Annotated in this window: 19 protein-coding genes; 2 read left to right on the top strand and 17 right to left on the bottom strand. The window is 43.0% G+C overall.

Features of this window, described 5'->3' with window-relative positions; translation table 11 throughout:
- Positions 1–6: 6 nt before the first annotated feature.
- The gene (locus BLP33_RS02755) at positions 7–651 is read right to left on the bottom strand and encodes a carbohydrate-binding family 9-like protein (RefSeq protein WP_175489906.1); all 645 of its coding nucleotides are present in this window, start codon (positions 649–651) and stop codon (positions 7–9) included.
- Between the two features lie 252 nt (positions 652–903).
- Between BLP33_RS02755 and BLP33_RS02750 the strand changes: the two genes are divergently transcribed.
- Complete coding sequence (locus BLP33_RS02750) at positions 904–2247, top strand: FAD-binding protein (RefSeq protein ID WP_090524638.1); 1344 nt, start codon at positions 904–906, stop codon at positions 2245–2247.
- A gap of 88 nt (positions 2248–2335) precedes the next feature.
- Here the strand turns inward: BLP33_RS02750 and BLP33_RS02745 are convergent, their stop codons facing one another.
- The 5 genes from BLP33_RS02745 to BLP33_RS02725 all read right to left on the bottom strand — a co-directional run bounded on the left by BLP33_RS02745 (position 2336) and on the right by BLP33_RS02725 (position 6292).
- Complete coding sequence (locus tag BLP33_RS02745; protein WP_090524634.1) at positions 2336–2746, bottom strand: RNA recognition motif domain-containing protein; 411 nt, start codon at positions 2744–2746, stop codon at positions 2336–2338.
- Between the two features lie 455 nt (positions 2747–3201).
- Positions 3202–4026 (bottom strand): DUF4097 family beta strand repeat-containing protein, encoded by an 825-nt coding sequence (locus tag BLP33_RS02740; RefSeq protein ID WP_090524632.1) that lies wholly within the window; start codon positions 4024–4026, stop codon positions 3202–3204.
- An 11-nt stretch (positions 4027–4037) separates the two neighbouring features.
- Positions 4038–4901 carry a DUF4097 family beta strand repeat-containing protein gene (locus BLP33_RS02735; RefSeq protein ID WP_090524630.1) on the bottom strand — a complete coding sequence of 288 codons (864 nt, stop codon included), beginning with the start codon at positions 4899–4901 and terminating at the stop codon, positions 4038–4040.
- A gap of 14 nt (positions 4902–4915) precedes the next feature.
- The gene (locus BLP33_RS02730) at positions 4916–5731 is read right to left on the bottom strand and encodes a zf-HC2 domain-containing protein (RefSeq protein WP_090526173.1); all 816 of its coding nucleotides are present in this window, start codon (positions 5729–5731) and stop codon (positions 4916–4918) included.
- A gap of 12 nt (positions 5732–5743) precedes the next feature.
- A complete protein-coding gene (locus BLP33_RS02725; RefSeq protein ID WP_208864721.1) occupies positions 5744–6292 on the bottom strand; it encodes an RNA polymerase sigma factor in 549 nt (182 codons plus the stop codon).
- 181 nt (positions 6293–6473) lie between these two features.
- On the opposite strand from BLP33_RS02725, the gene BLP33_RS02720 reads away from it, so the two are divergent.
- On the top strand, positions 6474–6836 hold the full coding sequence (locus BLP33_RS02720; RefSeq protein ID WP_090524628.1) for a nuclear transport factor 2 family protein: 363 nt from the start codon (positions 6474–6476) through the stop codon (positions 6834–6836).
- A gap of 83 nt (positions 6837–6919) precedes the next feature.
- On the opposite strand, the gene uxuA is transcribed toward BLP33_RS02720, so the two are convergent.
- The 11 genes from uxuA to BLP33_RS02665 all read right to left on the bottom strand — a co-directional run bounded on the left by uxuA (position 6920) and on the right by BLP33_RS02665 (position 25135).
- Positions 6920–8113: a mannonate dehydratase gene (uxuA, locus tag BLP33_RS02715; RefSeq protein ID WP_254780047.1), complete on the bottom strand. Its 1194-nt coding sequence runs from the start codon at positions 8111–8113 to the stop codon at positions 6920–6922.
- A 779-nt stretch (positions 8114–8892) separates the two neighbouring features.
- Positions 8893–10563 carry an alpha-amylase family protein gene (locus BLP33_RS02710; RefSeq protein ID WP_090524626.1) on the bottom strand — a complete coding sequence of 557 codons (1671 nt, stop codon included), beginning with the start codon at positions 10561–10563 and terminating at the stop codon, positions 8893–8895.
- Between the two features lie 386 nt (positions 10564–10949).
- The gene (locus BLP33_RS02705) at positions 10950–12248 is read right to left on the bottom strand and encodes a sensor histidine kinase (protein WP_090524624.1); all 1299 of its coding nucleotides are present in this window, start codon (positions 12246–12248) and stop codon (positions 10950–10952) included.
- Positions 12232–13605 (bottom strand): sigma-54-dependent transcriptional regulator, encoded by a 1374-nt coding sequence (locus tag BLP33_RS02700; protein ID WP_090524622.1) that lies wholly within the window; start codon positions 13603–13605, stop codon positions 12232–12234. The genes BLP33_RS02705 and BLP33_RS02700 overlap by 17 nt, the downstream gene beginning before the upstream one ends.
- 21 nt (positions 13606–13626) lie before the next feature.
- On the bottom strand, positions 13627–14817 hold the full coding sequence (locus BLP33_RS02695; RefSeq protein ID WP_090524621.1) for an ABC transporter permease: 1191 nt from the start codon (positions 14815–14817) through the stop codon (positions 13627–13629).
- A gap of 31 nt (positions 14818–14848) precedes the next feature.
- Positions 14849–16084: an ABC transporter permease gene (locus BLP33_RS02690; RefSeq protein WP_090524619.1), complete on the bottom strand. Its 1236-nt coding sequence runs from the start codon at positions 16082–16084 to the stop codon at positions 14849–14851.
- Between the two features lie 25 nt (positions 16085–16109).
- Positions 16110–16775: an ABC transporter ATP-binding protein gene (locus BLP33_RS02685; RefSeq protein WP_090524617.1), complete on the bottom strand. Its 666-nt coding sequence runs from the start codon at positions 16773–16775 to the stop codon at positions 16110–16112.
- A gap of 79 nt (positions 16776–16854) precedes the next feature.
- The gene (locus BLP33_RS02680; protein ID WP_090524615.1) at positions 16855–18312 is read right to left on the bottom strand and encodes a TolC family protein; all 1458 of its coding nucleotides are present in this window, start codon (positions 18310–18312) and stop codon (positions 16855–16857) included.
- A gap of 120 nt (positions 18313–18432) precedes the next feature.
- Entirely contained in the window at positions 18433–19677 is a 1245-nt protein-coding gene (locus BLP33_RS02675; protein ID WP_090524613.1) for an efflux RND transporter periplasmic adaptor subunit, read from the bottom strand.
- 452 nt (positions 19678–20129) lie between these two features.
- Complete coding sequence (locus tag BLP33_RS02670) at positions 20130–20912, bottom strand: NIPSNAP family protein (protein WP_139159914.1); 783 nt, start codon at positions 20910–20912, stop codon at positions 20130–20132.
- A 32-nt stretch (positions 20913–20944) separates the two neighbouring features.
- Positions 20945–25135 (bottom strand): hybrid sensor histidine kinase/response regulator, encoded by a 4191-nt coding sequence (locus BLP33_RS02665; RefSeq protein WP_090524611.1) that lies wholly within the window; start codon positions 25133–25135, stop codon positions 20945–20947.
- Positions 25136–25417: the final 282 nt, after the last annotated feature.

Here is a 25417-nt window from a genome sequence, read left to right as displayed (position 1 = left end):
TTTATTTTAAATGAATTTTACCGTACCAAAAAACTGCGGCAAATGAAAATCAGGCACGGGGCTATTTATATTACTCCAGCTTATAAAATGCGGCTCGGGCAGGTCATCACCGCATTTAAAAAAGTTTGCCTTGCTTGTAGTTCCGTTCAATGTTTTAACATCGTGATAAACAAAAATGGAGAAAGGGACTAACAATGTTAACTCCCAAGTGTTAAAACCGACTGGGTCTTTTGCCCACTTGATATTACTTAATGTTTTTATACCACTCACCTTATCATCAGGTACCGCTTCCCTACCGTTACGATCTTTACCAAAGCCAACCAACGCGGTCCCGAGGGCATTAAATTCCAGGTTGTAATAATTTTGGTCGTCAGCAAAACTTATAAAAAGTTCTACGCAGCTATCTTTATAAACCGGATCATTTACTGTTTTATAAGTTGCCTGTGTATACTGCTCTTCTACAAAATATTTTAGAGCGACACCGTTTTCGACATGAGCTATTGAAAAATTAACTGATGGAAAATATCCGGTATCGCTCCATAAAAGATTATCGATAGCGTACTTTTTTCCTTTTTCGAGCAAAACCGATAGCTCATCAAGGTTATTTTCATTGTAACTACCCGGAATAAAAGGGGCGTAAACTTCCTTCACTGTTATTTTATAAAATGTTTAGTTTCAATTTACTAAAAGCGCATCCCAAATCAATGATTCATGCAGAATTAATACGCTAATGTTAATTTTTCTACCAAAATAAACAAAAAGTTTATAAATTATTTAATAATCTCTATTTACTTATTAAAAAAATATAAAAACTTTTCAATCCTTGTACTTACCGGAGAACCACCTGCAATTTCTCTTTCAGTTCTGCTTAATAATTAGCTACCTTGTACTAACCAATTTGTTATGAAAAGAAAAACTTTCATTCAATTAAGTACTACCTTGATGGCGTCTCCCTTATTATCATCATTCGAATCATTCGCGCAACAACCCCGCCTGCAAAACTGGTCGGGCAACTTAACTTACAGCACGGACAATGTATTTTATCCAAAATCGGTTGAAGAGGTACAGCAGCTCATTAATAAACACGATAAAATAAAAGCATTGGGCACAAGACATTGCTTTAATACCATTGCCGACAGTAAAGATAACCTGCTCTCTACACGCGACCTGAACAAGGTGGTATCACTTGACAGACAAAACCATACCGTTACGGTTGAAGGTGGTATAAAATACGGCGAACTTGCGCCATACCTGCATAAAGAAGGCTTTGCCCTGCATAACCTCGCCTCTTTGCCTCACATTTCAGTAGCAGGATCAATTACAACGGCCACGCATGGCTCGGGCGTAAAAAATGGCAATCTTTCAAGCGCCGTGGTCGGCTTAGAGATTGTTAAGGCCGATAGTAGTATTATACATCTTTCAAAAACAAAAGATGCCGCCAAACTAAATGCAGTGGTAGTCGGGCTTGGAGCTTTGGGTGTAATTACTAAAGTTACGCTGCAAATACAGCCAACTTATATGATGAAGCAATATGTATTTACGGGCTTGCCTATGAGCGAGCTAAAGCAGCACTTTGAAAAAATTGTTTCGGCCGGGTATAGTGTTAGCCTGTTTACTGACTGGCAAAGTGACCATATTAACGAAGTTTGGATAAAAAGCCGGATGGGTACCGATAAAGACGAAAACCTGAAGGAATTTTACGGAGCAAAAGCAGCTACAAAAAACCTGCACCCAATTATAGGGCTCTCTGCCGAAAACTGCACCGAGCAAATGGGCGTTCCGGGGCCATGGTATGAGCGGTTGCCACATTTTAAAATGGGCTTTACGCCAAGCAGCGGAAAGGAACTGCAATCAGAGTTTTTTGTGCCTTTTGATCATGCCGTTGAAGCTATCGAAGCAGTGGCGCGATTAGGGAAGCAGATTGGCCCTCATCTTTTCATCACCGAGATCCGCACAATTGCCGCTGATGACCTGTGGATGAGCCCTGCCCATAATCAAAAATCGGTGGCTATCCATTTTACCTGGAAACAGGAAACAGAAGCTGTATTGAAATTGCTCCCTCAAATTGAACGTGAGCTTTCTCCGTTTAAAGCAAGACCACACTGGGGTAAGATCTTTACCATCCCTGCTAAAATATTAAGAGCACGTTACGAAAAGATGGATGCTTTTAAAGCCCTGGTAGCCGAATACGATCCGCATGGAAAATTCAGAAACCAATTTTTAGCAAACGAGCTTTATACTTCCTGAAATCAGTGGGCTAAGGCTGCTGCTAATTAAAAAATCAATTTATTAGCCTTTAGCCTCGAGCATTTTGCTTTAAGCTTTTCGAAAAAGCTTATGGCTGCTGCCTGCGCGGGCGTTTTGCTCTTACCGGAGCCGCAGCGTCCTGCTGCTCATAGCGGTTATTTTCGCGCGGAAAGCGGGGTTTGTTGTAACCTTGTGGCTTTACTTTGTTAAAACCCGGCTTAGGTTTTGAAAATTGCTGCTTTTGTTGCGGCTGGTGCTTTTGTTCTGCTATCCTCACGCTTATCTCACGCTCATCGATAGTAGCACCATTCATAGCGTCAATTGCACGTTGAGCGCCTGCCTCATCAGTCATTTCTAAAAAACCATAACCTTTACTAATGCCGCTGTCTTTATCGGTAATTATCCGCACGGTACTTACCGTGCCATAAGCACTGAACAGTTCAACAAGTTCAATTTCTTCCATGTCCCGCGGAAAACCCACGATAAAAAGCTTAATCATACTCTACCAAGTAATTGCAATAGGTAACCAGTCAGCAAATATAGTGCACAAAAATGGTTTAGCCTATTGCTTAACCATCTGTTAAAGGCTTATTTACAAAAAAAGCGTTCCGGATCTTATCCCGGAATGCTTTTTCACACTAATTGTGTAGCCAATTGTATTGGATTACTCCCATTCAAGCCTCTTTAGCGTCCGAATTATTATTTCAACTCATAATCAATCACTTACTTTTATTTAGCTGCTCACATATACGCGAGTGTTATGCCTGTGAATCGATGCTATTCAAAGAATCGATATAGTATGGGGTACCGCTTGACAATTTACTGCTTCATTTTCTTTTATCAAATGCTCTTAAAGCCAGGCATTACCATTTAACTGGTGAAATTTGCTGATAAATTTACCCATAGTTCCCCAATATTGTAATGCCTGGTTAAAACTTATTAAACGCCGCTTAATTATTTTGCCTTGCGGATATAAAGACTGCCGAAGGTGGTTTTCATCAATAATTCGGGACCGCCACCAGCTATCTTCCCGTAAACCCAATCCTCCATTTTCAGGCTGTACATTCCTTTTTCACCGTTATTTTTTGTAACAACCGGTTTGCGTTGTTCGGTTACCACATCAAAATCGGTAAATATATCACCCTGGTCTGATTTTAACTTTACATTGGCCTTAAGGCTTGCAGGGAACGTAACATCAACCTTACCGTTGAGCGTTGAAAATGCCATGGCCGCTTTTGCATCAATGCTTTTAAAGGTGACCTCAACATTGCCGTTAACCGTATTGGCCACAACAGATCCTGATATATTGTTTAGTTTGATATAGCCGTTAACATTCCGTATTTCCAGGTCACCGCTCAGATTGCTGGCATTGATGTTACCATTATTTACTGTGGATAATTTAACGCTTGTACTATTCATGGGCACTTTAATAGTCAAATTAGTAGTTTTATTAGGGCTGCCATGAACGCTTATCTGGTTATTGTTTTCCTGAGCCTGCACATCCAGGTTGCTCCCGGCCGATAAACGCCTCATTCCGCCCGGTGCCGGTTCCTTTTCACGGTGTTTTCTTTCTTCGCCCTGGGCATCAATAATAATATCCTTGCCTTCATACCCTGTTATGGTTATAGAACCATTGATCAGTCCTACTTCCAGTTTATATGGCTTTCCCGGATCACTTAACGGCACAACCAACTGCCCTTTTTCTCCATCCTGCGCCCAAAGCCTCGTGCTTAACAGCGCAGTTAGTAGTAATATACCTGTAAATCTTATCGTTTTCATGTTGTTATTTTTTATTGTTGTTTTTTGATATAAATATTGCCGTTAAGTGTTTCAAACTTAAATAGCTTTCCGCCCGCCCCTATTCGCACGCCATTATTTTTACTAAGCTTGTAAGTAGTGCTGCTGCCGCTTTTTGATTCGGTTTTACTTACTCTTGTAGGCAAAATCTCAGCATCTGGAAAATCGGTATAAAATTGACCATTCATGCTTTTAAATTCCAGATCCGCGGCCAGATTACCGGGGTAAGTTACTTCGAGTTTACCATTAAGTGTATAGTAACTTGAGGCGTCCGGTGGTACCGACAGGTAAGTTACATTAAGCGGCCCGTTAATGGTATGTGCACTGGTTGTACCTTTGGCATTGGCAATGGTTATGCCGCCGTTTACATTGTTTACTTTTAATGCCCCATATACATCTTTAACTTCAACATTACCATCGTTTACGGTTGATACGCACAGGTTCATACCATAGGGCACTTTAACAGTATACTCTAATTTTACCGTATAGTCTATATGATGACGATCCTCCCGGTTCCAGTTGCGGCGCGGGCGGGTATCATAGGGTTCGGCCGTGTAAGCGATAATACTATCAGCCTTTTGATCAAATCCCAGTTTTACTTCTTTTTTACCGGTTTCAACATCACCGGCGCTTTTGCCCCGAATGGTTTCATCTACCTCAATTGATACCTGGTTGCCTGAATATCCCTGCACGGTTATAGAACCCCAAATATTGTAAATAGCCAGCGTAGTGCCCGAAGCCGCTCCCTGCAAAGTGAATTGTTTACTGATATGCTCTTTATAATCCTGGGCATGGGCCGAAATTTGGGCAAGGCAAAGCCCCAGACCTGCTAAAACAGGCAATAGTGATCTTTTCATGATTTGGTTTATTTTTAAATAAGTTGGGTTATCGTTTGTTTGATTTTATCGCGAACGCCGTTATCAAGGCCTTTTTGCTTCAGCAGTTCTTTAAATGATGTTACTGATCGTTTTTCCTGCAGTTTCAGCATGACATCAGCAATGGCCAGTTGCATCAGCGGCGAATCCTGCTCAACTATTGATTTGATAAGGCCTTCCCTTACTTCCGGGTAACCGGTAAGGTGTGTCAGCGCATCAAGCGTGCTCAGGCGTACATTTACATTTGGGTCATTATTCAATGTAGCCAGTAAAGCATCTATCACCTGCTTATCCGCATGCTTGATCTCGCTGGTATAGCTCACCCCCCTGATCCTCTCGGAGGCTGATGGATTTTCAAGCAGGGCCAGCATCATGGTTTGTTTAAGCTCATGCACCTGTGAACTTAGGGCTTTCAGTTGTTTATCCTGGTCATCACTTTTGCTTTTACCGAAAAACAGGTACCCTGCACCCACTAAAATCACAACCATTGCCAGGTTATAGGCCATGGGCCAGCGTGGCTGCCACTCCCAGATCCGGCTTACCTGGTATTTAATATCAGCCCATAAACTCCTTTGCTCATTCACCGATTCCTTGTAAGTATTCAGCATGGCATAAAACTTCACTCCCATATTGGCCGATGGTTCGGGCGTTTCGATTTGACCCATTGTATCCCACATTTGCTGAAGTCCCTGCAGCTCTTCGCGACAATTGGCGCAGCCTGCAATATGGCGCTCTAAAGCCCCACTTTCTTCAGGACTTAATTCTTTGTTTATCCAACCGGTAAACAGCTCCTCATATAACTCACATTTCATCTTATTACTGTTTTATCGTTCCATTTTTACATAAATACTTTTAAGCTCCTGCATAGCGCGGTGGATGCGCACTTTTACCGTACCTTCGGTCATACCCAGTATCTCGGCTATTTCCTGGCACTTTAGTTCCTGGAAACGGCTCAGGGCCAAAATTTCCCGCTGGCTTTCACTTAGTTTTTCCATGGCCCGGTGCAGTTCGGCTTTGGCTTGCTTTTTTTCAAAAGCTTCGTCAGGTACCAAGCCCCCGGCTATGGTTTCGGCTGCTTCCACACCCTCATGCTGTACCTGCTGTTTGTTTTTTCGCCAGTGATCTTTTAACACATTGCGGGCGATAGAGTACATCCAGTGGATATATTCGCCGGTGCCGGTAAAGGTGTGCCGGTACTTGAGCATCTTATAAAACACCTGCTGTACCATGTCCTCGCTTAGTTCGCGCTGGTAGGTCATGTGGAACAGAAAACCGTACAACTGCCGATTGTAGCGTTCAAAGAGCATACCCATCCTGTCAAGGTCGCCGGCTTTCACCTTTAGCATAATGGCATTGTCTGTAAGCGTGTTCAATCAGTTTGTAATTATGTAATATACCTTAAGTACTTCGGCGGCGTAAAATGGTTACAGAAAATTTTATTTTTTTTCGGAAGATGCAATTGCAGATCAAACTTAACAGAAATTTAAACCAAACAGGCAATTGGTTTGAAGTGTTATTAACTAACTTTATATAAACAATTAAAACCATAAGATCATGACCACCACCGAAGTAGCAGAAAAATTAGTTCAGTATTGCCGTGAAGGCAAACATACCCAGGCTATTGATGAGCTTTATGCAGATAATATTGTGAGCCGGGAGCCAAAAGGTTCGCCAATGGAGCTTACTGAAGGTAAAGAGGCAGTTAAAGGCAAAACAGAATATTGGTATGCCTCGGTTCAGGAGATTCACAGCGGCGAGGTATCTGACCCGATTGTTACCGGTAATTTTTTCGCGGTAACCATGGATATGGATGTTACCTATAAAGAAGGCGGCCGTATGCCAATGAATGAAATTGCGGTTTATGAAGTGAAAGACGGAAAAATTATAGCCGAGCAGTTTTTTTATAATATGGGCTAAGCGCACCTAACCAATAATAAATGACAAAGGCCTTCGCTCTCCGCAAAGGCCTTTTGTTTTTATTTTCGGAGCAATAAAGATCACTATTCCATTGAGCGGATAATACCCAGCTCAAGCCCTCTTAATTCGGCAAGACCGCGAAGCCTGCCAATGGCCGAATAACCGGGATTAGTTTTCTTTTTAAGGTCGTCAAGCATCTGGTGACCATGATCGGGGCGCATAGGGATACTTAATTTACGTTGCTTCATTACCTGTACCAGTTCTTTTACCACGGCGTACATATCCACATCACCCTCCAGATGGTTATCCTCATAAAAATCGCCAAACTCATTGCGGCGGGTGCTGCGCAGGTGAATGAAATTGATCCTGTCGCCAAATTGTTTTACCATGGCTGGCAGGTCATTATCCGGCCTTACGCCGTAGGAGCCTGTGCAGAAGCATAAACCATTGTTTAATGATGGTACAGCCTCAATAAGCGCATGGATATGTTCGGCGGTGCTCACTACCCTTGGCAGACCCAAAATGGCGTACGGCGGATCGTCCGGGTGGATAACCATTTTTATATTATTGGCATCGGCAACCGGGATAACCTGCTGTAGGAAGAAGATCAGGTTTTGCCTCAGCCTTTCCGCATCAATGCCGTCATAAGCAGCAAGGGCATCCCTGAATTTATCCAGCGTAAAGCTTTCTTCACTGCCTGGTAAGCCAGCTATGATATTGCGCTGCAGCAGTTGCTTGTCATCATCGCTCATGCCATCAAAACGGGCTTTGGCGCGGGTAAGCTCATCGGCAGTATATTCCTGTTCGGCACCTTCCCTTTTCAGCATAAATACATCGAAGGCAATAAAAGCAGCTTTTTCAAAACGGAGGGCTTTTGAGCCGTCTTCTACTGTAAAAGCCAGATCGGTACGGGTCCAATCAAGCACGGGCATAAAGTTATAGGTAACGATATGGATCCCGCAGGTTGCCAAATTTTGCAGGCTTTGCTTATAGTTTTCGATGTATTGCAGGTAGTCGCCGGTTTGGGTTTTGATGGCTTCATGTACGGGTACGCTTTCAACTACGTCCCAGGTAAGCCCGGCAGCTTCAATGATCGCCTTGCGCTCGTTAATGGCCTCAATTGTCCATACCTGGCCGTTGGGTACCTGGTGCAGGGCACTTACTACGCCTGTACACCCCGCCTGCCTGATATCGGCCAAACTTACAGGATCATTAGGGCCATACCAACGCATGGTGTTGATCATGCTGAAGGCATTGCTTGTATTGGTATCACTCATTTTATATAGTAGTAGATTTAATATTCAAAAACAGAGTGTTCAATTTTAGAAAGGTTGAACACTTCAAAAAAAAACCAATATTGATAATCAAGTACTTAGGTGTTCAAAATATCACAACAAAATATCTAAAACGCTAATAATCAATAAAATAACATTTAACAGCTTATTTCGTTGAACACCTGATTTTTAAAAATTGAACAGTGACACAGCCATGTCAGTAAACACAAATCAAGCTGCAATTATCACGCGCCAATAATCGTTATATTTTTTTAATCGACTAACAGTTAATTACAAATATTTTGAGTTGCGAATACGTAATAGGGATTTCTTCACGCATTCCCCGGACAGGTTAAGAAATAATCGCCACGGGTTTGGGAATTCGGCAGGTTGAAAAGTGAATAAGTGAAACGGGGAAAGACTTACGAAATTTTGAAAACTTCGTAAGTCTGGGTTCTATAGCTTATTATGGGTAATAACGAAACATACTCTTGCCCTGTATAGCAGTTCTGCATATTGAAGAAGATCCTTCGCTACTCAGAAAAAATGGATGTCATGGATAGCCAGTCGAAGCATGGTAGGCAAGGCCTCTGCACACGACCCTTCGACTGGCTACCTATGACAACTTAAAAAATGGGTGTCATACTGAGCCCGTCGAAGTATGGCGGGCAGGCCTCTGCGCGCGAGTCTTCGACAGGCTCAGACTGACAGGCCCTCTTTTGTCATTTCACCTTCAAAGACCCCGGATTTAAACACTCAGGGTGACAAGCCCCTCTCTTGGTTTACGCCCAATCAAAATCCACCACCCTGCCGTTTAGCTTCCATTTGGCAGGCGTTAATGTTTCCATCCAGTCCAATGGCTGGCCAAGCGGCTGTACTTTGGCGGCTTGTGCAAAGGCTGTTTTTACCGCTTTCTTTTGCTCTTCGCCCATGGCTTCGGGCTGACCGGAGATGAACAGCGGCGCGCCGCTTTCGGCTAATAGTTGCAGCCACTGCTTGTTCCTTTTCCATTCAATATCTTTAGTAAGACCTACGCAATCGCCATCTACCGCATAAAAGGCATTGTGCTGCGGCAGGCGGAAAGCGAGCGTATTAACGCCCATTTTACGGGTACGCGCCCATTCATGACCGCTGGTATCATCGCCGATACGGCAAAGTTCAAACACCCCGGCCGACAGGTGGCTCATCGTATTACAGCCAATCACATAAATGCCATCACCCGCGGCTTCACGGATGGAGCGGTACAGGTGCAGGATGATCTCGGCATTGGTCTTGCTCCTATCGTTAAAATGCCAACCCGGCGAAGTAAAGCTATCCTTCATATCAAAACCCCAGCGACCGGAGATATCATAAGTTGAAAAATCGTGCTTCACCATTTCGTAGCCCCATTGCTTGTATACATCGAAGTTATGTTGGATGCGTGCTATATTTTCGGGGATAGTTGGATCGAGCGTTGGATTTTTCGGATCATCCCTTCCGGGAATCTTCGGAGCCAGCAAGCTGGCCTTTTCATCATGCTTAGCACAAAGCGGACGCATCCACAAGCCGGGGCGCATACCCAATTTTTTGATCTCATCGCCCAGCGCATGCATATCCTTAAACTTATCGTTTGGCTTTGAAAAGTCATCATTCCAGCCACCATCACCGGGTAATAACGGCGAATAAGTGGCCCAACCGGCATCAATTACCGAAAATGGTTTGTTGCTATGATCCGTAACCAGTTCGGCCATCATCGCGGTGGTTTTTTTGATAAGTTCGGCCGAGTTGTTGCCATAGGCAAAATACCAGTCGTTAATACCATATACCGGTTGTTTGGGGATCCGCGGCTTTTCGCACATTAGTTTACAAAAGCGATGGGTCGCGGCAAAAGCATTCTCTCCTGTTTTAGCATTGGTGGTTATGATATCGGCAGCATGCAATTGCCTGTCGCTCAGCAGCACACCTACCCCACCCGAAGTTGTATCCAGGGTAAGTTCAATGCTGTCATTATTTACGCCCCACCAGCAAATACTATTAGCACCGGTTTTTACCCCGAAGCATGCCGTTTGCTTATCATCATGAATAATTACATACCACGGATTTTTAATGCCGGCAGCTATGGTTTTCCATTGCAGGTCCCCGTAAGATCGCTCCCAATGATCGCCCAGGAATTTAGCGGAAGCAGCGGTATTGTGTTTCCATTTTAAGCGTACAGCATTTAATTCCTGCTTTGGTGATGAAACATATACGCCAAGTGCATTGCCGTTTGTTTTTAAACTTACGCTGATTTCTTTATGCCTGTAGTGAGACCCGTTTGAGGCAGTGAGTTTAACCCAGTCGGCACCTGATTGTGCCCAAACTTCATCGGGACCGCTCATGATTGCAGCTCCGTTAGAGGCCGAATAAGTAAGTTTACTGAAAAGCATGGCAGCCGATGTAGCTGCAGAAAGTTTTATAAAATGCCGTCTTTGCATAGTAAATGTGGTTGCAGTGATTATCTGTTAAGGTAACATTTAAATTGGTTTACAACATTACTAAAAGGATTAAGCAAAAGCTAATACAATGTTGAATTTTTATTGAAGTTACCCAACCAATTCATCTTGACTGCTTTTTCCACGGCGGCCGGAGGCCGATTTATAATTTCTACCCGGCTGGAGCCGAGCAGCGGTGGAGGTATTGATTTTTTATGTTATTGCGAGCGCAGCGCGGCAATCTCGTAGCCAATGCTTGTCCGATGTGAATAGCTACGAGATTGCCACGTCGCCCCAAATGCTTTCGCCTGTGCCGCTCCTCGCAATGACATAACTTTTATTAGTATACAACCATCACTTCAATATTTATAGCCCCGTCGCCTATGTTATCAAAAATAAATCACAAACTCCGTCTGCTGATCGGCAACGGTTTTCAACGAAAACTCAAAGCCGTGGTTCAGCATGATCTCGCGTACCAGGGTTAAGCCTATCCCCTGCCCGTCTTTTTTGGTGCTGAAGAAGGGAGTAAATAGGTTGGCATTTTGCTCGGCTGTAATGCCTTTGCCTGTATCAGTGATAACGAGCTTTTTTTCTTTGAGGTTGATGGTAAAGGTTACTGATCCCTGGTCATCAATAGCCTCAATAGCGTTTTTTACAATGTTAATGAATGCCTGCTCCAGTTGTTGTTCATCAGCCATGATACCAACCGGTTCTTCGGGTAAATGAAGGACTAACACCACATTTTTTTCTTTGGCACGGATATCCATCAGCTTTACTACCGATGCTAAGAGCTTTTGCAATACAACCGGTTGTTTGTTGGCCGGCGGCAGCTTCACCAAATCGGCAAAATTGCGCATGAACAGGTTGAGGTTCTGGTTCCTGTCCATTGCAACCTGCAGGGCATCTTTTATTGGGTCGAAATCATGACCGGCCCAAAGCTGGTCGGTCTTCATAGCCGATTGCACGATGGAATTTACCGGGCCTATTGTATTATTAACCTCATGTGCCATCATCCTGATCACTTTGCCATAAACCTTCTTCTCAGCTGCCAGGATCTCAGCGGTCAAATCCTCCAGCATAATAAAATGGCGCGAAAATCCCCGGTCGATAAAATGCGATTTTTGGAGTTTGAATGAGTTGATACCGTCCAGCTTAACTACCTCCGTTTCGCCCGATTTAAGAGCTTTGATATGTTCAAAAATCGGGTTGGTTAATTCACCAATCAATTCACCAACCACCGCTTTTTCATCAATACCCAAAACCTGCAAAGCTTTAGGGTTTATTTGCTGCACACGGTCATCAAAATCAAGGATGATGATACCTGTTGGCGAGGTGTGGATGAGCTTTTCTAAAAAGAAATGCTGTTGCTCCTGTCGTGTCCGTTCGGTTCTTAGCTCGTCCATCATTTGGTTATAAACATCAATCAGCGCGTCAACCTCGTGCTTGCCGGTTGAAAGGAATTTCACATTAAAATCTTTGTCTTTAATAGCCTCAACGCCCTGCATCAGCATTTTTAGTGGCTGAATGAGCTGCCGGTAAAGCTGCACGGCAATTACCGAAGAGATGATCACAACCACCTCGGATATGATAAAATAGATCTTGTTATCGTTGAAAATAAAATAAGTAAGCACCAGGGTTAGCAGGTGCAGGATCACCACGAATAAAATGTATTTAGTCCTCAGCTTCATCGTACGGGATCTGATATTTCTCGAGCCGCCGGTACAGGGCGCTGCGCGTAAGCCCCAAAGCAGCGGCAGCCTTGCTTATCTTGTTTTTATGATGATCTAAAGCCCGTTTTATCATCTCTACCTCAACCTCTTCTAAAGTTAAAGTACCCACGCCCGGCAACTGGATGTTTCCTTTTTTAACAGGTGATAATTCCAGCTGCGACCGGAAGTCATCGATACTCAGTTCATCCCTGCGGCTCACCAAAATGGAGCGCTCCACCAGGTTTTTCAACTGCCGTATATTGCCCGGTAAAGGCAACTGCTGTAACCACTTCATAGCCGATGGTGCTACCGACAAATTGGGCCGGTTATAGATCTGCTTCAAGTTATTAATAAAAAAGCTAACCAGCAATGGAATATCCTTTGGCCGTTCCCGCAGGGCCGGCAAATAAACTGTAATGAGGTTGATCCGGTACAATAAATCCTCGCGAAAAGTACCCCGGGCCACCATCTCGTTAAGATTTTTATTTGTGGCGCAAACAACACGGGTATCAACCGTTTTTGTACGGCTGCTGCCCAATACTTCATAGGTGCGGTCCTGCAATACGCGGAGCAGCTTTACCTGGCTGCCGGCATCCAGGTCGCCTATTTCGTCTAAAAAGATGGTGCCTTTGTTGGCCATTTCAAAGCGGCCTACCCTGTCAAACCGGGCATCTGTAAACGCGCCGCGGATATGGCCGAACATTTCGCTTTCAAACAACGATGTTGAGATGCCCCCAAGGTTTACTTTAATAAATGGCTTATTACGGCGCAGGCTATTTTGGTGAATAGCCTCGGCTATCAGCTCTTTACCTGTGCCGCTTTCGCCCATGATCAGCACCGATGCATCGGTTGAGGCTACCCGGCCAATGGTTTCCAGGATATCGAGCATCCGGGGATCTTCGCCTACAATATTTTCAAAGTTGTAGGTTTTATCCAGTTGCTTACGGGTATGGTGTTCGGTCTTTTTATCCTGCAGATCAAGCAGGGTTTTAACTGATTGAATAAGGTACTCGTTATTCCACGGCTTATTGATGAAATCATTGGCGCCCAGTTTCATACCTTTAACTGCCAATTCAATGCTCCCCCAGCCGGTGATAAGAATCACGGGGATAGCGCTGTTAAAAGCTTTGATCTTTGCAAGCAGTTCCATTCCCTCCTGTCCTGATGTATCTATCGAAAAATTAAGATCTAAAATGACCAACTCAGGAGCCTTTTTCTTAATGATCTTAAGGGCTTCGGCAGGCTCATCGGTACCTGCAGCATCATACCCCTCGCTTTTTAGCAGCAGGATAAGCGAGGTGCGTACAGCAATATCATCATCAATAACCAATATCATAACAGGCGGTTAATATCGTAATTATTCTTCGTGTAAAGCAACAGCGGGGTAAATAGCCGCGGCCTGTTTGCCGGGATACAATGAGCAAAGAAGCACCAGTGCATAAATAAAAACAACCGACAACAAAATAGCCATAAAGTAAACTGTAGCCGGCATATCAAAAACATTCATCAGCGGGAACTGCACCGCAAAAAACGAACCCACAACTAACGATATTGTAGCCAATATCAATGATTCGCTCACCAGTTGCCATGATACCGATTTACCAGTTGCGCCAATTGCCCGCCTTAGCCCGATCTCCGAGCGGCGCTTGTTAATATTATACCATAACACACCAAACAAACCCAAAGCTACATTGATGATCAAAAAAGTAGCTACCACCAGCAAAATGATGGCCGGTACAATGGATACCTGATTTATCTTTTTAAGTTTATTATCTAAATGCTCAATTTCTACATTTGACTCTTTCATGGCGTTCGATACGGTTTTGTACAAACGGCTTTCAAAAGCAGCATCGGCGGTGGGGCGCACCTTTACCAGGATAGTGCCTATCCACTTGAATGAGCCGGTATCCAGTCTATTATAAAGGCCAAGGCCGGCAGGTTTATAATCGCCTCTTATTTTCATATCGGCCACTACGCCAATAATGCGCATTTTATCGGCTTCTTTATCTTTTTCATTACCTAAAATCTTACCTATAGCGCTTTCTTTTCCAAATACCTCTTCCTTAAGCGATTGATTAATAACCACCGGCTTATTTTTGTACACTATATCCTGTTTGCCAAACCAACGCCCTTCAAGTACTTTAACTTTCACAACATTTGGGTAATCATTATCCCCTGTAAAAAAATCAACGCTATTAAGATGTCTCTTTTCATATTCTACTCCGCCATTGCTTTGGTTAAACGAAAAGGGCGAGTTACTGCTTACGAAGCTTGCATCCTCAATTTGAGGCATTGATTTTATAGTTTGCTTTAATGTTTCATAAAACAAGCTCAATGAATCGGCACGGGTTGATTTTACAGAATTACTATAATTAATTACCCAAACCTTGTCATAGTCAAAGCCCATAGCGTTTTTGTAGTTACTGTAGTAATACACAACCAGTGTGAATACTGCGAAAATCACCATAAAGGAGATCAGCATCTCGGAAATAAGTAGAAAGTTTTGTTTCTTTTTATTCCAGATTAGTTTAAATAAGTGCTTAAACATAATATTTTGATTAAAATGTCAATTGATTTTATTACGCCTTTAAAGCCGTTACCACGTTGAGCCGCGACATGCGCCAGGCCGGATATACGCCCGATAGTAGTCCGAAGAAAATACAGGTGAGCAGGCTGTAAAACAACACGGTAAAGTTTAAAGTAAGTTCAAGATGGGCTATAAGATTGGCCCCGTTAATTATTTTTATAACAATAACAGATAATACCACCCCGATAAGCCCACCTAAAAATGTAAGAATAATATTTTCGATAATAAACTGGTAAACCAGTGTTTTTGACGAAGCACCAAATGCCTTACGAACACCAATCTCCGACGAACGCTCCATAATGCGGGTGATGTTGATATTCACCAGGTTTAAGGTTGGCAGCAGTAAAAACAGGAAAACGAATATAGATATGATGACAACGAACGTGGCCATCCCGGAATTCTCCTTTCTACCGGCCATAGTACGCACAAGCGTGTTAAAATAACTATCGGCATAACAATACAGGTGGTTAAACTGCTTGTCTTTCATCGAAATGCGAGAGATAACATTTGCAAACTCGTTTTTCATTTTGGGAAGATCGTCTTTTGAATTTCCCATTAAAATAGCCGAATAGTTGCCGCCGAAATCTTTATTCCTGTAATCATTTTTAGATACGGTATATGGCAGATAGATATCTGCATAAAGGGTAAACAAAGTTGCAGGCACATCTTTAACCACGCCTAAAACCCGGTATTTAACATTATCTGCCTCGATGTATTTACCAACTACTGATGGTATATCGCCAAAGTAATCCCTCCGTGTATCTTCAGATATAACTGCTACCTTTTCGGCATTATCAATTTGCTGTTTTGTAAAGGGCCTTCCTTCTAAAAATTTATAATCAAGTACATCCCAATAATCGGCGTTGGCAAATTTCAGGCTGATACTGATCTTTTTATTATTCACATACGTATTGGTAAAAGTGAACATTGATGAAATGGCGACCTTTGCCGGTGTTTTCATACTGGCAGCATAGTGATTGAGGAAGTAAAACGACATGGGCCCTTTATTCATCCCCTGCGTTTTATCATCAAACTCCTCATGTTCAATCACATATAACGACCTATCACGCTTGTTATCCGGGTAATTAGGACCAAACATCTTATCGGCAAAAGAGGTAACTACCATTAATATGGTAAGTGTAAAGCTAATCCCGAACAAGCTGATGAATGTAAAAAACTTGCGGCGCTTAAGTACCGCTATGGCTATTTTAAAATAATTTTTAAGCATAACTTCTAATGTTAAAACCGGTTAATTACTGAACCTGGGCGCCATCAAACAGGCGTACCAAACGGTGGGTTTTATGGGCCATATTTTCATCGTGGGTTACCATTACTATCGTAGTGCCGTCGTTGCGATTAAGGTTCAAGAGGATCTCCATGATCTCGTTGCCCATGGCGCTATCCAGGTTGCCGGTAGGCTCATCGGCCAAAATAATTTCGGGCTTGCCTACAATGGCCCTGGCTATAGCCACACGCTGCCGCTGACCACCAGACAGTTGTGTAGGAAAATGTTTCAAACGGTTAGCAAGCCCTACCTTTTCCAGTGCTTCGGCAGCCAGCTCACGGCGCTGTTTGGAGGTGGTATCCCGGTAAAGCAACGGCAGCTCTACATTGTCAAGCACCTGCAGGTCGTTAATAAGATGATAGCTTTGAAAAATGAAACCTAGCTTTTTATTCCGGAAAGTTGCCAGTTGCTTATCATTCATACCTTCTGTTTTTTGATCGTCAATCCTGATCTGTCCTTTTGAGGGCGCGTCGAGCAGGCCCATGATGTTAAGCAGGGTGCTTTTGCCACAGCCCGAGGGGCCCATGATGGATAAAAATTCGCCTTTGGCAATGTCAAGGCTTACGCTGTTCAGGGCCAGGGTTTCTACGGTATCAGTACGGTATACCTTTTCAATGTTTTGTAAACGTATCATGAGTGATTAATTATTGATTTAATGAATTAGTGATTTTTATCGTTTATGTGTTTAGATTTCTGTTAAATAAATTATTGATTTAGTTATAGGTGATTTTTTTGTTTGTTTCAAAATCATAGAGCGAAAGATAACGCAACTGGTAGTAAGCTCCCCAAAAATCACGGAGGGCGGCTACATAATCGCGCTGGGCCTGGTCATTTTCGCGGAAGGCAATGCCAAGGTCGGTAATGCTCAGGTCGCCTAAAACGTAGCGTTCACGTGCTATCTGGTATTTTTCGGCGGCTATACTATCGGCCTGCGCGGTATAAACCAGTTGTTCTTTCATTACATTAAAAAGCGATACCTGGGTTACTATCTGCTGTTTAAAAGTTTGTTTATCCTGCTCAACAGCATATTCGGTAAACTGCTGGTTGGCTAAAGCCGTTTTAGCACGGGATTTGGATCTGCCCCAATCCAGTATCGGTATAGAAAGCTGTACCTGCAGCAATTGCTGGTTTTGAGGGTTCTTGTATACATCAGGAATATTGGTAGCTGTATTTGAAAAGCCCAGGCTGGCGGTAAGCGTGGCGGTTAAACCATTTTGCCCTTTGGCTTTAGCCACATCCCGTTTTGCTTCTGCAATACGGCGTGAAAAAGCGATTGCATCCGAGCGGTTGGCATAAGCTTCGGCCAGCACTTTATCTGATGATACGATCATCTGGCTAATATTTTTCGGTACTACCAGTACTATCCGCTCACTCCCTTCCTGCCCCGTAAAACTGCGCAGGTTCAGTGTTGCAATCTCCATATCGCGCCTGGCTGTACCAACGGCTTTCTGCGCGTTGATCTTTTCCAGCTGTAGTTGCAGGATCTCGTTTTTTGATACCTTTCCTAACTCGTACTTGAGGTTGGCTACCTTTAAGATTCCCTGAGTATTAGTTAAGTTGGTTTCGGCAATCTTGAGGTTTACCTGAGCCAGCAGCAGGTCGAAAAAGTACCCTTCCACGTCAACAGCAATCTTTTCCTGGGCTTCAATGTAAACCTGTTTGCTTTCATTAAACTTTAAAGGCTCAATTTTTTTATCCCATTTTAGGCTGTTGAACTGAAACAGCGGCTGTGAATAATTTATACCGTAAGGGATACCGTTATACAATACATTATGCCTGTCAAAATCATCAAACCGCTGTAATTGTGTGGTGCCATAAATAGTACCGCCGGTAGCTGTAATACTTTGGCTAAAGTTAAGCTGTAATGATGAGTTATCGTTATGAATAGGCTGGAAAAGTATAGTACCGTCAGGCTGCTGCACCTGCGAAAATGTTTTAGTATATCCAGGTAAAGTACCGCTTAATGCCAGCTGCGGCTGGTAGTTTGATTTGTAGGTGCGGTATTCCCAATATTTGGTTTCGCGTACAGTAGCAGCCTGCTTGGCGGCTATTGAATTGGCTTTGGCCATGTCAACCACCTGCTGCAGCGTTAGCCGCAGGGTATCGGCACCACTGTGAGCCAGCGCTCCCGTGGTTATGGTTAATAATAATATGGTGTATAGAAATTTCATGATAATATCTTTTTAAATAAACAGCCACCCCCTCTAAATCTCCCCCGGAAGGGGGAGACTTTTTTATAGCCCTCTCTTTTAAGCCCTCCCTTCTGGGGAGGGTTTGGGTGGTGCTGATGCTTATTTTACCGTCACTTCCTTCGAGTTTTTATATTCGCTCATATCTGATGTGATTATCACATCATCGGGTTTTACGCCATCCCGAATCTCCACATAGTCAAAATTGGTGAGACCAATGTGTACCGTGCGGCGTTCGGCTTTACCATTGTTCAGTACAAAAATGTCCTGAACGGAAGGGCCTTTAAATGCCGGGCCGTTAGCCACGCGCATAATTTTATTATGTGTAGCCGTCACCAAAAAAACGTCGACTTTCATATTGGGCCGGAGCAATTTGCTGGCCCGGTCATCCAGCTGCACATCAAACGAAATGATGCTGTTTTGTACCGATGGGGATATATTGCTTACATGCCCCCTTAGCTGGGCATCATTGATCCGCACAATAACCGGCAAGCCGCTATGCAGCTGATCGGCAGAGTTATCAGAAATACTGCCCTGGATCCTGAAACTGCCCAGGTCGGCGATACGGGCCAGGGTTTCACCTTCGTGGATATTGGCGCCAATATTTTTGTTTACATAGGTGATCACCCCTGCCCGTGTTGCCACCACATTGGCCAGGTCAAGTTTGCGTTGTAATTCTTTAAGATCATTCTGCTGGATATCTGCAGCTATTTCGGCTTCTTTAATCTCCAGCTGCATGGTTTGCTGCTTGCTTTTGATCTCGTTTTCCAGTTGCTTTTTTTCAAGCTGTGCAACTTTGAGGTTAAGCTCGGCCTGTTCAATATTTTCGCGGGTACCGCCGCCGGCTTTATACAGGCGTTTGGCATTTTCAACGGCATCGGCAAGGTTGCTGATGTGGAGTTGTTTAATATTATTATTGGATTGAATGTCGTAGAAGCTTTTGTTCAGATCGAGCTTGAGTTTGCTGATCTCCGTGCGTTTGGTTTCGAGCTGAAACTTCTGTTTTTCAAAATCGGTTTGAGTAGCCGATTTATCCAGCGTTAATATCGATTGGCCGGCTTTAACCTTATTACCGGCATCCATCAGCGCACTTTTGATAGAAGCATTTATCGGGCTGGTGATGATCTCTTCAAATTCCGGCAAAACTTCGCCGGTGGCATTGATGGTATTTTCGATATTGCCGATTTCAACTTTGGCGGTTATAATTTCGGCCCTGGTAATGGTTGATTTAATATATCCCCGCAAAAGCATTACGGCAAGCACCAAAACAGTTATGCTGATAATGATGACTACCGCGCTTTTTTTGCGTTTGGCAGCTGTAACTTCAAGTGTAATTTCCTTATCCATTGTGATAAATTTGGATAAGGTTTTGCAAGAGCTATACCAATATTAAAACATTAAATATCAATAAGTTATATGTTTTTAATTTTGAAAAAGTGATCGATATCGGACAAAATATTCAATACCGACCGTTGATTGATTTTTGATTGCGTTGATTCCGCTGATTTATTTTTATACCGTTGAGTTGTTCCAAACGGAGATGTTGTGTAACCCTGGCACACTAAAAATGCAATTCATTTAGATGCTGTTTAAAAATGAGAGGAATCTCTTTTGTAGAGACGCATAATTGCGTCTCCCACATGCAATTTAAGATACTGCATTTGATCTGACGTGATTTGCAACCAGGAGACGCAATTATGCGTCTCTACATTCAAAATAGTCATTTTTAAATAGACTCTTAGATGCTGCAAACCTTTTGCACCTCTGGTGCAAGTCCATAAGTTGAACCTGCCGGCAACCTAAAAATCAGAGTAATCTGCCGGACGGAGAAAGATAATATCAGCATGGGAAACATTATGCTGGTACTCGGCTTTAGCCGAAAGCGTTTTCCAGTAAGCATCTTTACCAAAAGTGTCCCAATGTTTGTCCCGGTCTTCTTTACTGTTAAAAGTGGTCATGTACATTAAATTAGGCATGTGACTGCCCGCAATAACCTCCGAATAAAAAACGGCATTAAAACCAAGCCGTTTAAACAGGCCTATTTCATCGCCCACATTAAACATGGTTACCTTATTGACATTGTATTTTTCGGTAGGACTTTCATAGCTGCGCAATTCATAAACCCTGTCGGCTTTTTTAGCGGTCAAATTAGGCACCGCTGTTGAAGGCATACCCGGAAAAGCCTGTAGTATAATAGTTTCCAAACGGGTATAAGGCTGCTCATTATAAGCGGCGTCAATGTAATCCTTTCCATCGGCAAGATACGCCGCATCGGCCTGTAACTTTTGATCGATACCCATCAACTTATCCCATGATTGAAAGGGTGTAAATACATATAACAGCTTCGCGGTATCTACCTGGCTTACAGGCTTAAACACACCCACATTCTTAATACCGGCCCGGTGCAGCGCAGGTATATAGGCCTGTTGTAAATACTTTTCAATGGTATTTTCCTGCGCCTGGGTTTTGTAATGGTATATTTTAAGTTGATAATAATTACGCGCCGGTGCATTTGCCAATGCCACTGCAGCGATAAATAAACAGGTAAAAAAAGCGATAGATGATTTAACAAAAGGGTTCATAACTGCGTTATATTTTCGAAGTAAATATAACGTCAATTCATTAAACCTTTATTATGTCCGTTTATATATTTACCCCATTTTTCAAGCATCTCCATTAAATCAGAAAGTTTCATGGGCTTGCTCAGGTAATCATTCATGCCGGCGTCAATACATGCCTGCTTATCTTCGGGCATGGCGTTAGCGGTCATGGCAATAATTACCGGCTGGTCCTGCATATTACTGCGGATAAAGCGCGTTGCTTCCAAACCATCCATATCGGGCATTTGTACATCCATCAAAATGAGGTTGTAATGTTTTGTTACCATAGCATTTAACGCAGCATGCCCATTTTCCGCAATATCGGCGCTATAGCCCATTTTACTTAACATATGCATAGCAAGTTTCTGATTTATTAAATTATCCTCGGCTATCAGAATGCTCATGGGGTAATTTTTAGCAAAATCTTTAGAAAACGCTGTTTGCACCTGCTGATACTCAGTTTTAATACCGCTGCCGGCTTTTAACTGCTCAACTATATACTTATGTAACAGATTATGCTTTGTAGGCTTAGTCAATACCGCATTAAATACGTTGTCTTCCCGTTTACTTTGTTCACTGCCTATCGAGCTTAATAATACAATGGGCATTTCAGGAAATTTCCGTTTTACTTCTTTAGCCAGTTGCAGGCCATCCATTTCGGGCATACTCATATCCGTTATCAGCAGGTCAACATGCTCATCCTGATCGTTAAGCACTTTTAACGCCTCAGTTGCCGATGCCACAACTACAGGCTCATATTTCCACTGCCTCAGTTGCGTGTCAATTATATCGCGATTGGTGGCATTGTCATCAACAAATAAAATCCGCTTGTTTTCCAATTCGGCAAGGTTAAGGTAAACGTAATTTCGTTTTACCTTTTGTCCCACTTTTGATTTTATGGTGAACGAGAAAGTAGTCCCTCTGCCTATTTCGCTTTGTACGCTGATTTCGCCGCCCATTAGCTTAACCAGTTTTTCGCTTATAGCCAAACCTAAACCGGTGCCCCCATACTTACGTGTGGTACTTGAATCAACCTGCGAAAATGGCTTAAACAAACGCTCCAGTTTATCCTCGGCAATGCCGATGCCTGTATCCCTTATTTTAAAGATCAATTCCAGGTCGTCATCTTTTTGCTCTTTTACCCCTACCAGTATAAAAACTTCGCCCTGGGTTGTGAATTTCACCGCATTGCCTACCAGGTTAATCAGGATCTGTCGAAGACGTATCGAATCGGAAATAATTTGTACCGGCACATTATGCTCAACCTGGTAAACCAGGTCAAGATTTAACCGCGAAGCCTTTTCGGCAAAAACATCCAAAACGCCTTCTATACAATCACGCAGGTCAAAATCCTCTTCATCAAGATCCATATTGCCCGATTCAATTTTAGAGAAGTCAAGAATATCATTAATCACGGTTAACAGGGCATCGCCGCAATTTTTTATGGTTTCGGTATACTCCTCCTGCTCACTGGTAAGCCGGGTACTGGCCAGCAATGTTGCCATACCGATAACACCGTTCATAGGTGTCCGGATTTCATGGCTCATGGTAGCCAGGAAAATACTCTTGGCTTTATTGGCGCTTTCGGCTTCTTCACGGGCTTTTTCTGATGCCTCGCGGGCCAGGCGTTCATTCGTTGTCATTTTTACCAGGCTTTCGGTACGTTCCTTTACCTGGCGCTCCAGTACGGTTTTTTGTGCCTTCAGAAATTTAATCCGGTATTTAAAAATAAAGTATACCAAAGCAATTATGGTTGCCGCGGCAATTAATTTAAACCACCAGGTTAACCAAAACGGCGGCACAATGGTAATTTTTAATCCCGCTGAAGGCGGCGACCATAACCCTGACGTATTCTGATACTTTAACTTAAAAGTATATTCGCCCGGTGGCAAATTGGTATATGAAGCAGTATTCCGGCTTCCCACATTGTTCCAGTCTGTGTCGAAGTTTTCGAGTATGTAACTGTACTTCTTTTTATCAGATGAAGAGTAATCAAGCGCCGCGTACTGTAATGTAATTACGGATTGAGTATAGGATAATTTGATTGATTTGGTATCACTTATATCTTGTTTCAAGGGGGATGGGTCATCCTTGCCGCGGGCAATTTTCACGGTTTTATTGAACAATTGAAAATTGGTGATAACCAGGGGCATAAAGGCTGATGGTTTTAAAATCTGTCCGGGTGTAAAGGAATTGAAACCGTTAATCCCTCCAAAAAAGATCCTGCCATCCTTAGTTTGCAGGGCCGAATGTGATTTAAACTCTTCATCCTGTAAACCATCTTCAATAGTATAGTTTTTAAAGGTATTCTTAACCGGATCATAGTTGGATAAGCCATTATTGGTGCTAACCCATATGGTGCCCAACTTATCTTCGCGCACAGCATAAATAACATCGCTTGGTAAGCCATTTTTGGTTGTAAACGCCGTAAAATGTTTGGTAACCGGGTTAAATAGATTAAGCCCCGAAAGTGTACTGATCCAGATGCGGCCCTTACTATCCTCAAACAAATCGGGGACGCTGTTATTGCTGATGCTGTTACGCTTCTCATCGTGCTGAAACCGGGTAAAGGTACCTGTTTTCCTATCCATCAAATTGAGGCCGGCATCAAAAGTGCCAACCCAAAAATTGCCGTTATGATCTTCAAGCAGGGAATAGATCCTATCGCTGCTGATACTTTTAGGATCATTAGGATCATAATTAAAAGCCGAAAATGTACCCGATTTTTCGTCGTACAGGTCGAGGCCGCCGTTATAGGTGCCTACCCAAATGCGGTTATCGCGGGTTTGGGTAAGGGCATAAACATTATTATTACTTAAGCTGCCGGGTTTTGCCAGATCATGTTTAAAGCTGGTAAATTTGCCCGTGGTGGGATTAAACCGGCACAAGCCATCAGCCCAGGTACCTATCCAAAAGTCACCCTTAAAATCCTGGATGATGTTCAATACATAATTTCCTGCCAGACTATTGGCATTAGCCGGATCATTCACATAGTGTTTAACAGTACCATCCTTGTTAAACACATTAACGCCGCCCCCGTCGGTACCTACCCAAATATTACTATCCTGATCTTCATGCAGACAAAGTACAAAATTATTGGCCAGGCTGTTTGGCGATGAGCTATGCCTGAAATGCGAAAAGCTTTCGGTACTGCGCTTATACAGGTTAATACCGCCACTAAATGCCCCCAGCCACATATTACCCATCCTGTCCCGGCAAATACTGTAAATGGAATTACCATTCATACTGCCCCTGTCAATATCATCATGCTTATAGCCTGTTATTTTTCCGGTAACCGGGTTCAGGATATTAACGCCATTATTTTCGGTGCCTACCCACAAATTACCGTTCAGGTCCATGCTTAATGCCAAAACAGTATAGCCCGAGATGGTGCCCGAATCTTTTTTATTCTGGAGGTAATGTTTAAATGTGCCTTTTCCCGGGTCAAATAAATTAAGCCCGCCATCTTCGGTTCCTACCCATAACCTGCCCGCAATATCTTCATAAATCGTACTTACATACCCTCCTGAAATGCTGGCATTTACTCCCGGCTGGCTTTGATATCGTGTAAAAGTTTCCTTCTTTCTGTCAAACAGGTTAAGACCGTGGCTCAGGGTACCAACCCATAAACGGTGTTTGGAGTCTTCCTTTAACGCGGTAACATCATCGTCACTTAATGACGACAGGTCGGCCTCGTTGTGTTTATAATGGGTAAATTTATTTTGGTAGATATCAAACCTGTCGAGCCCGCCTTTTTGGCTGCCTATCCATAAAATACCATCATGATCAAATATCAGCCTGTTTACAAAATTACTTGAGATGCTGTTTGAATTGGCGCTGTCATGAAAGTAATGTATAAACTTACCTGTTTTACGGTCGAGTTTATTTAGGCCAAAAAGTGTAGCGAGCCATATGTTGCCCTCTTTATCTTCGGCAATATCTGATATCAGGTTACTGCTTAATGAATTGTCATCCTGGATACTGTGTTTATATATCACAAAGCTGTACCCGTCATACCGGTTAAGGCCGTCGCGGGTACCTATCCACATAAAACCCCGGCTATCCTGAATTATGGTACTTACATTAATTTGTGATAAGCCCTCCCGGGTACCGATATGTTCAAACTTAAGGTTCCTATCCTGCGAAAACCCATTTCGGGCACTCAGCAAGGCAACCACAACAAACAAATATTTATAGATATTCAAAATAACAGGCTGTGTTGAGTTTTAATGTTCCTGAAAATCCGCTCCTTAAAAAGAGAAACAGAAATGGTTTATAGTTAGCTTATACGGCTATAATATTTATAAGTTTAATGTAGACAAAAAAAACCAATCATATAAAACTGAAAGCGGAATGCGCCAAACTAAAGCTAACAAACGGATTAGCAGATAGCGATATATAAACGAATACAGCGTTAAGCATCCGTAGAGTCTGCCTTTAGAATATTAAATACGGTACCACAAAAAAAGCCTCCCGGCATTACCGGG

Origin of the sequence: Mucilaginibacter sp. NFR10 (assembly GCF_900100445.1) — a bacterium.
Lineage (GTDB): Bacteria > Bacteroidota > Bacteroidia > Sphingobacteriales > Sphingobacteriaceae > Mucilaginibacter > Mucilaginibacter rubeus.
Note: the sequence above shows the minus strand (reverse complement) of the source record. Positions and strands in the feature narration are given on the sequence as shown.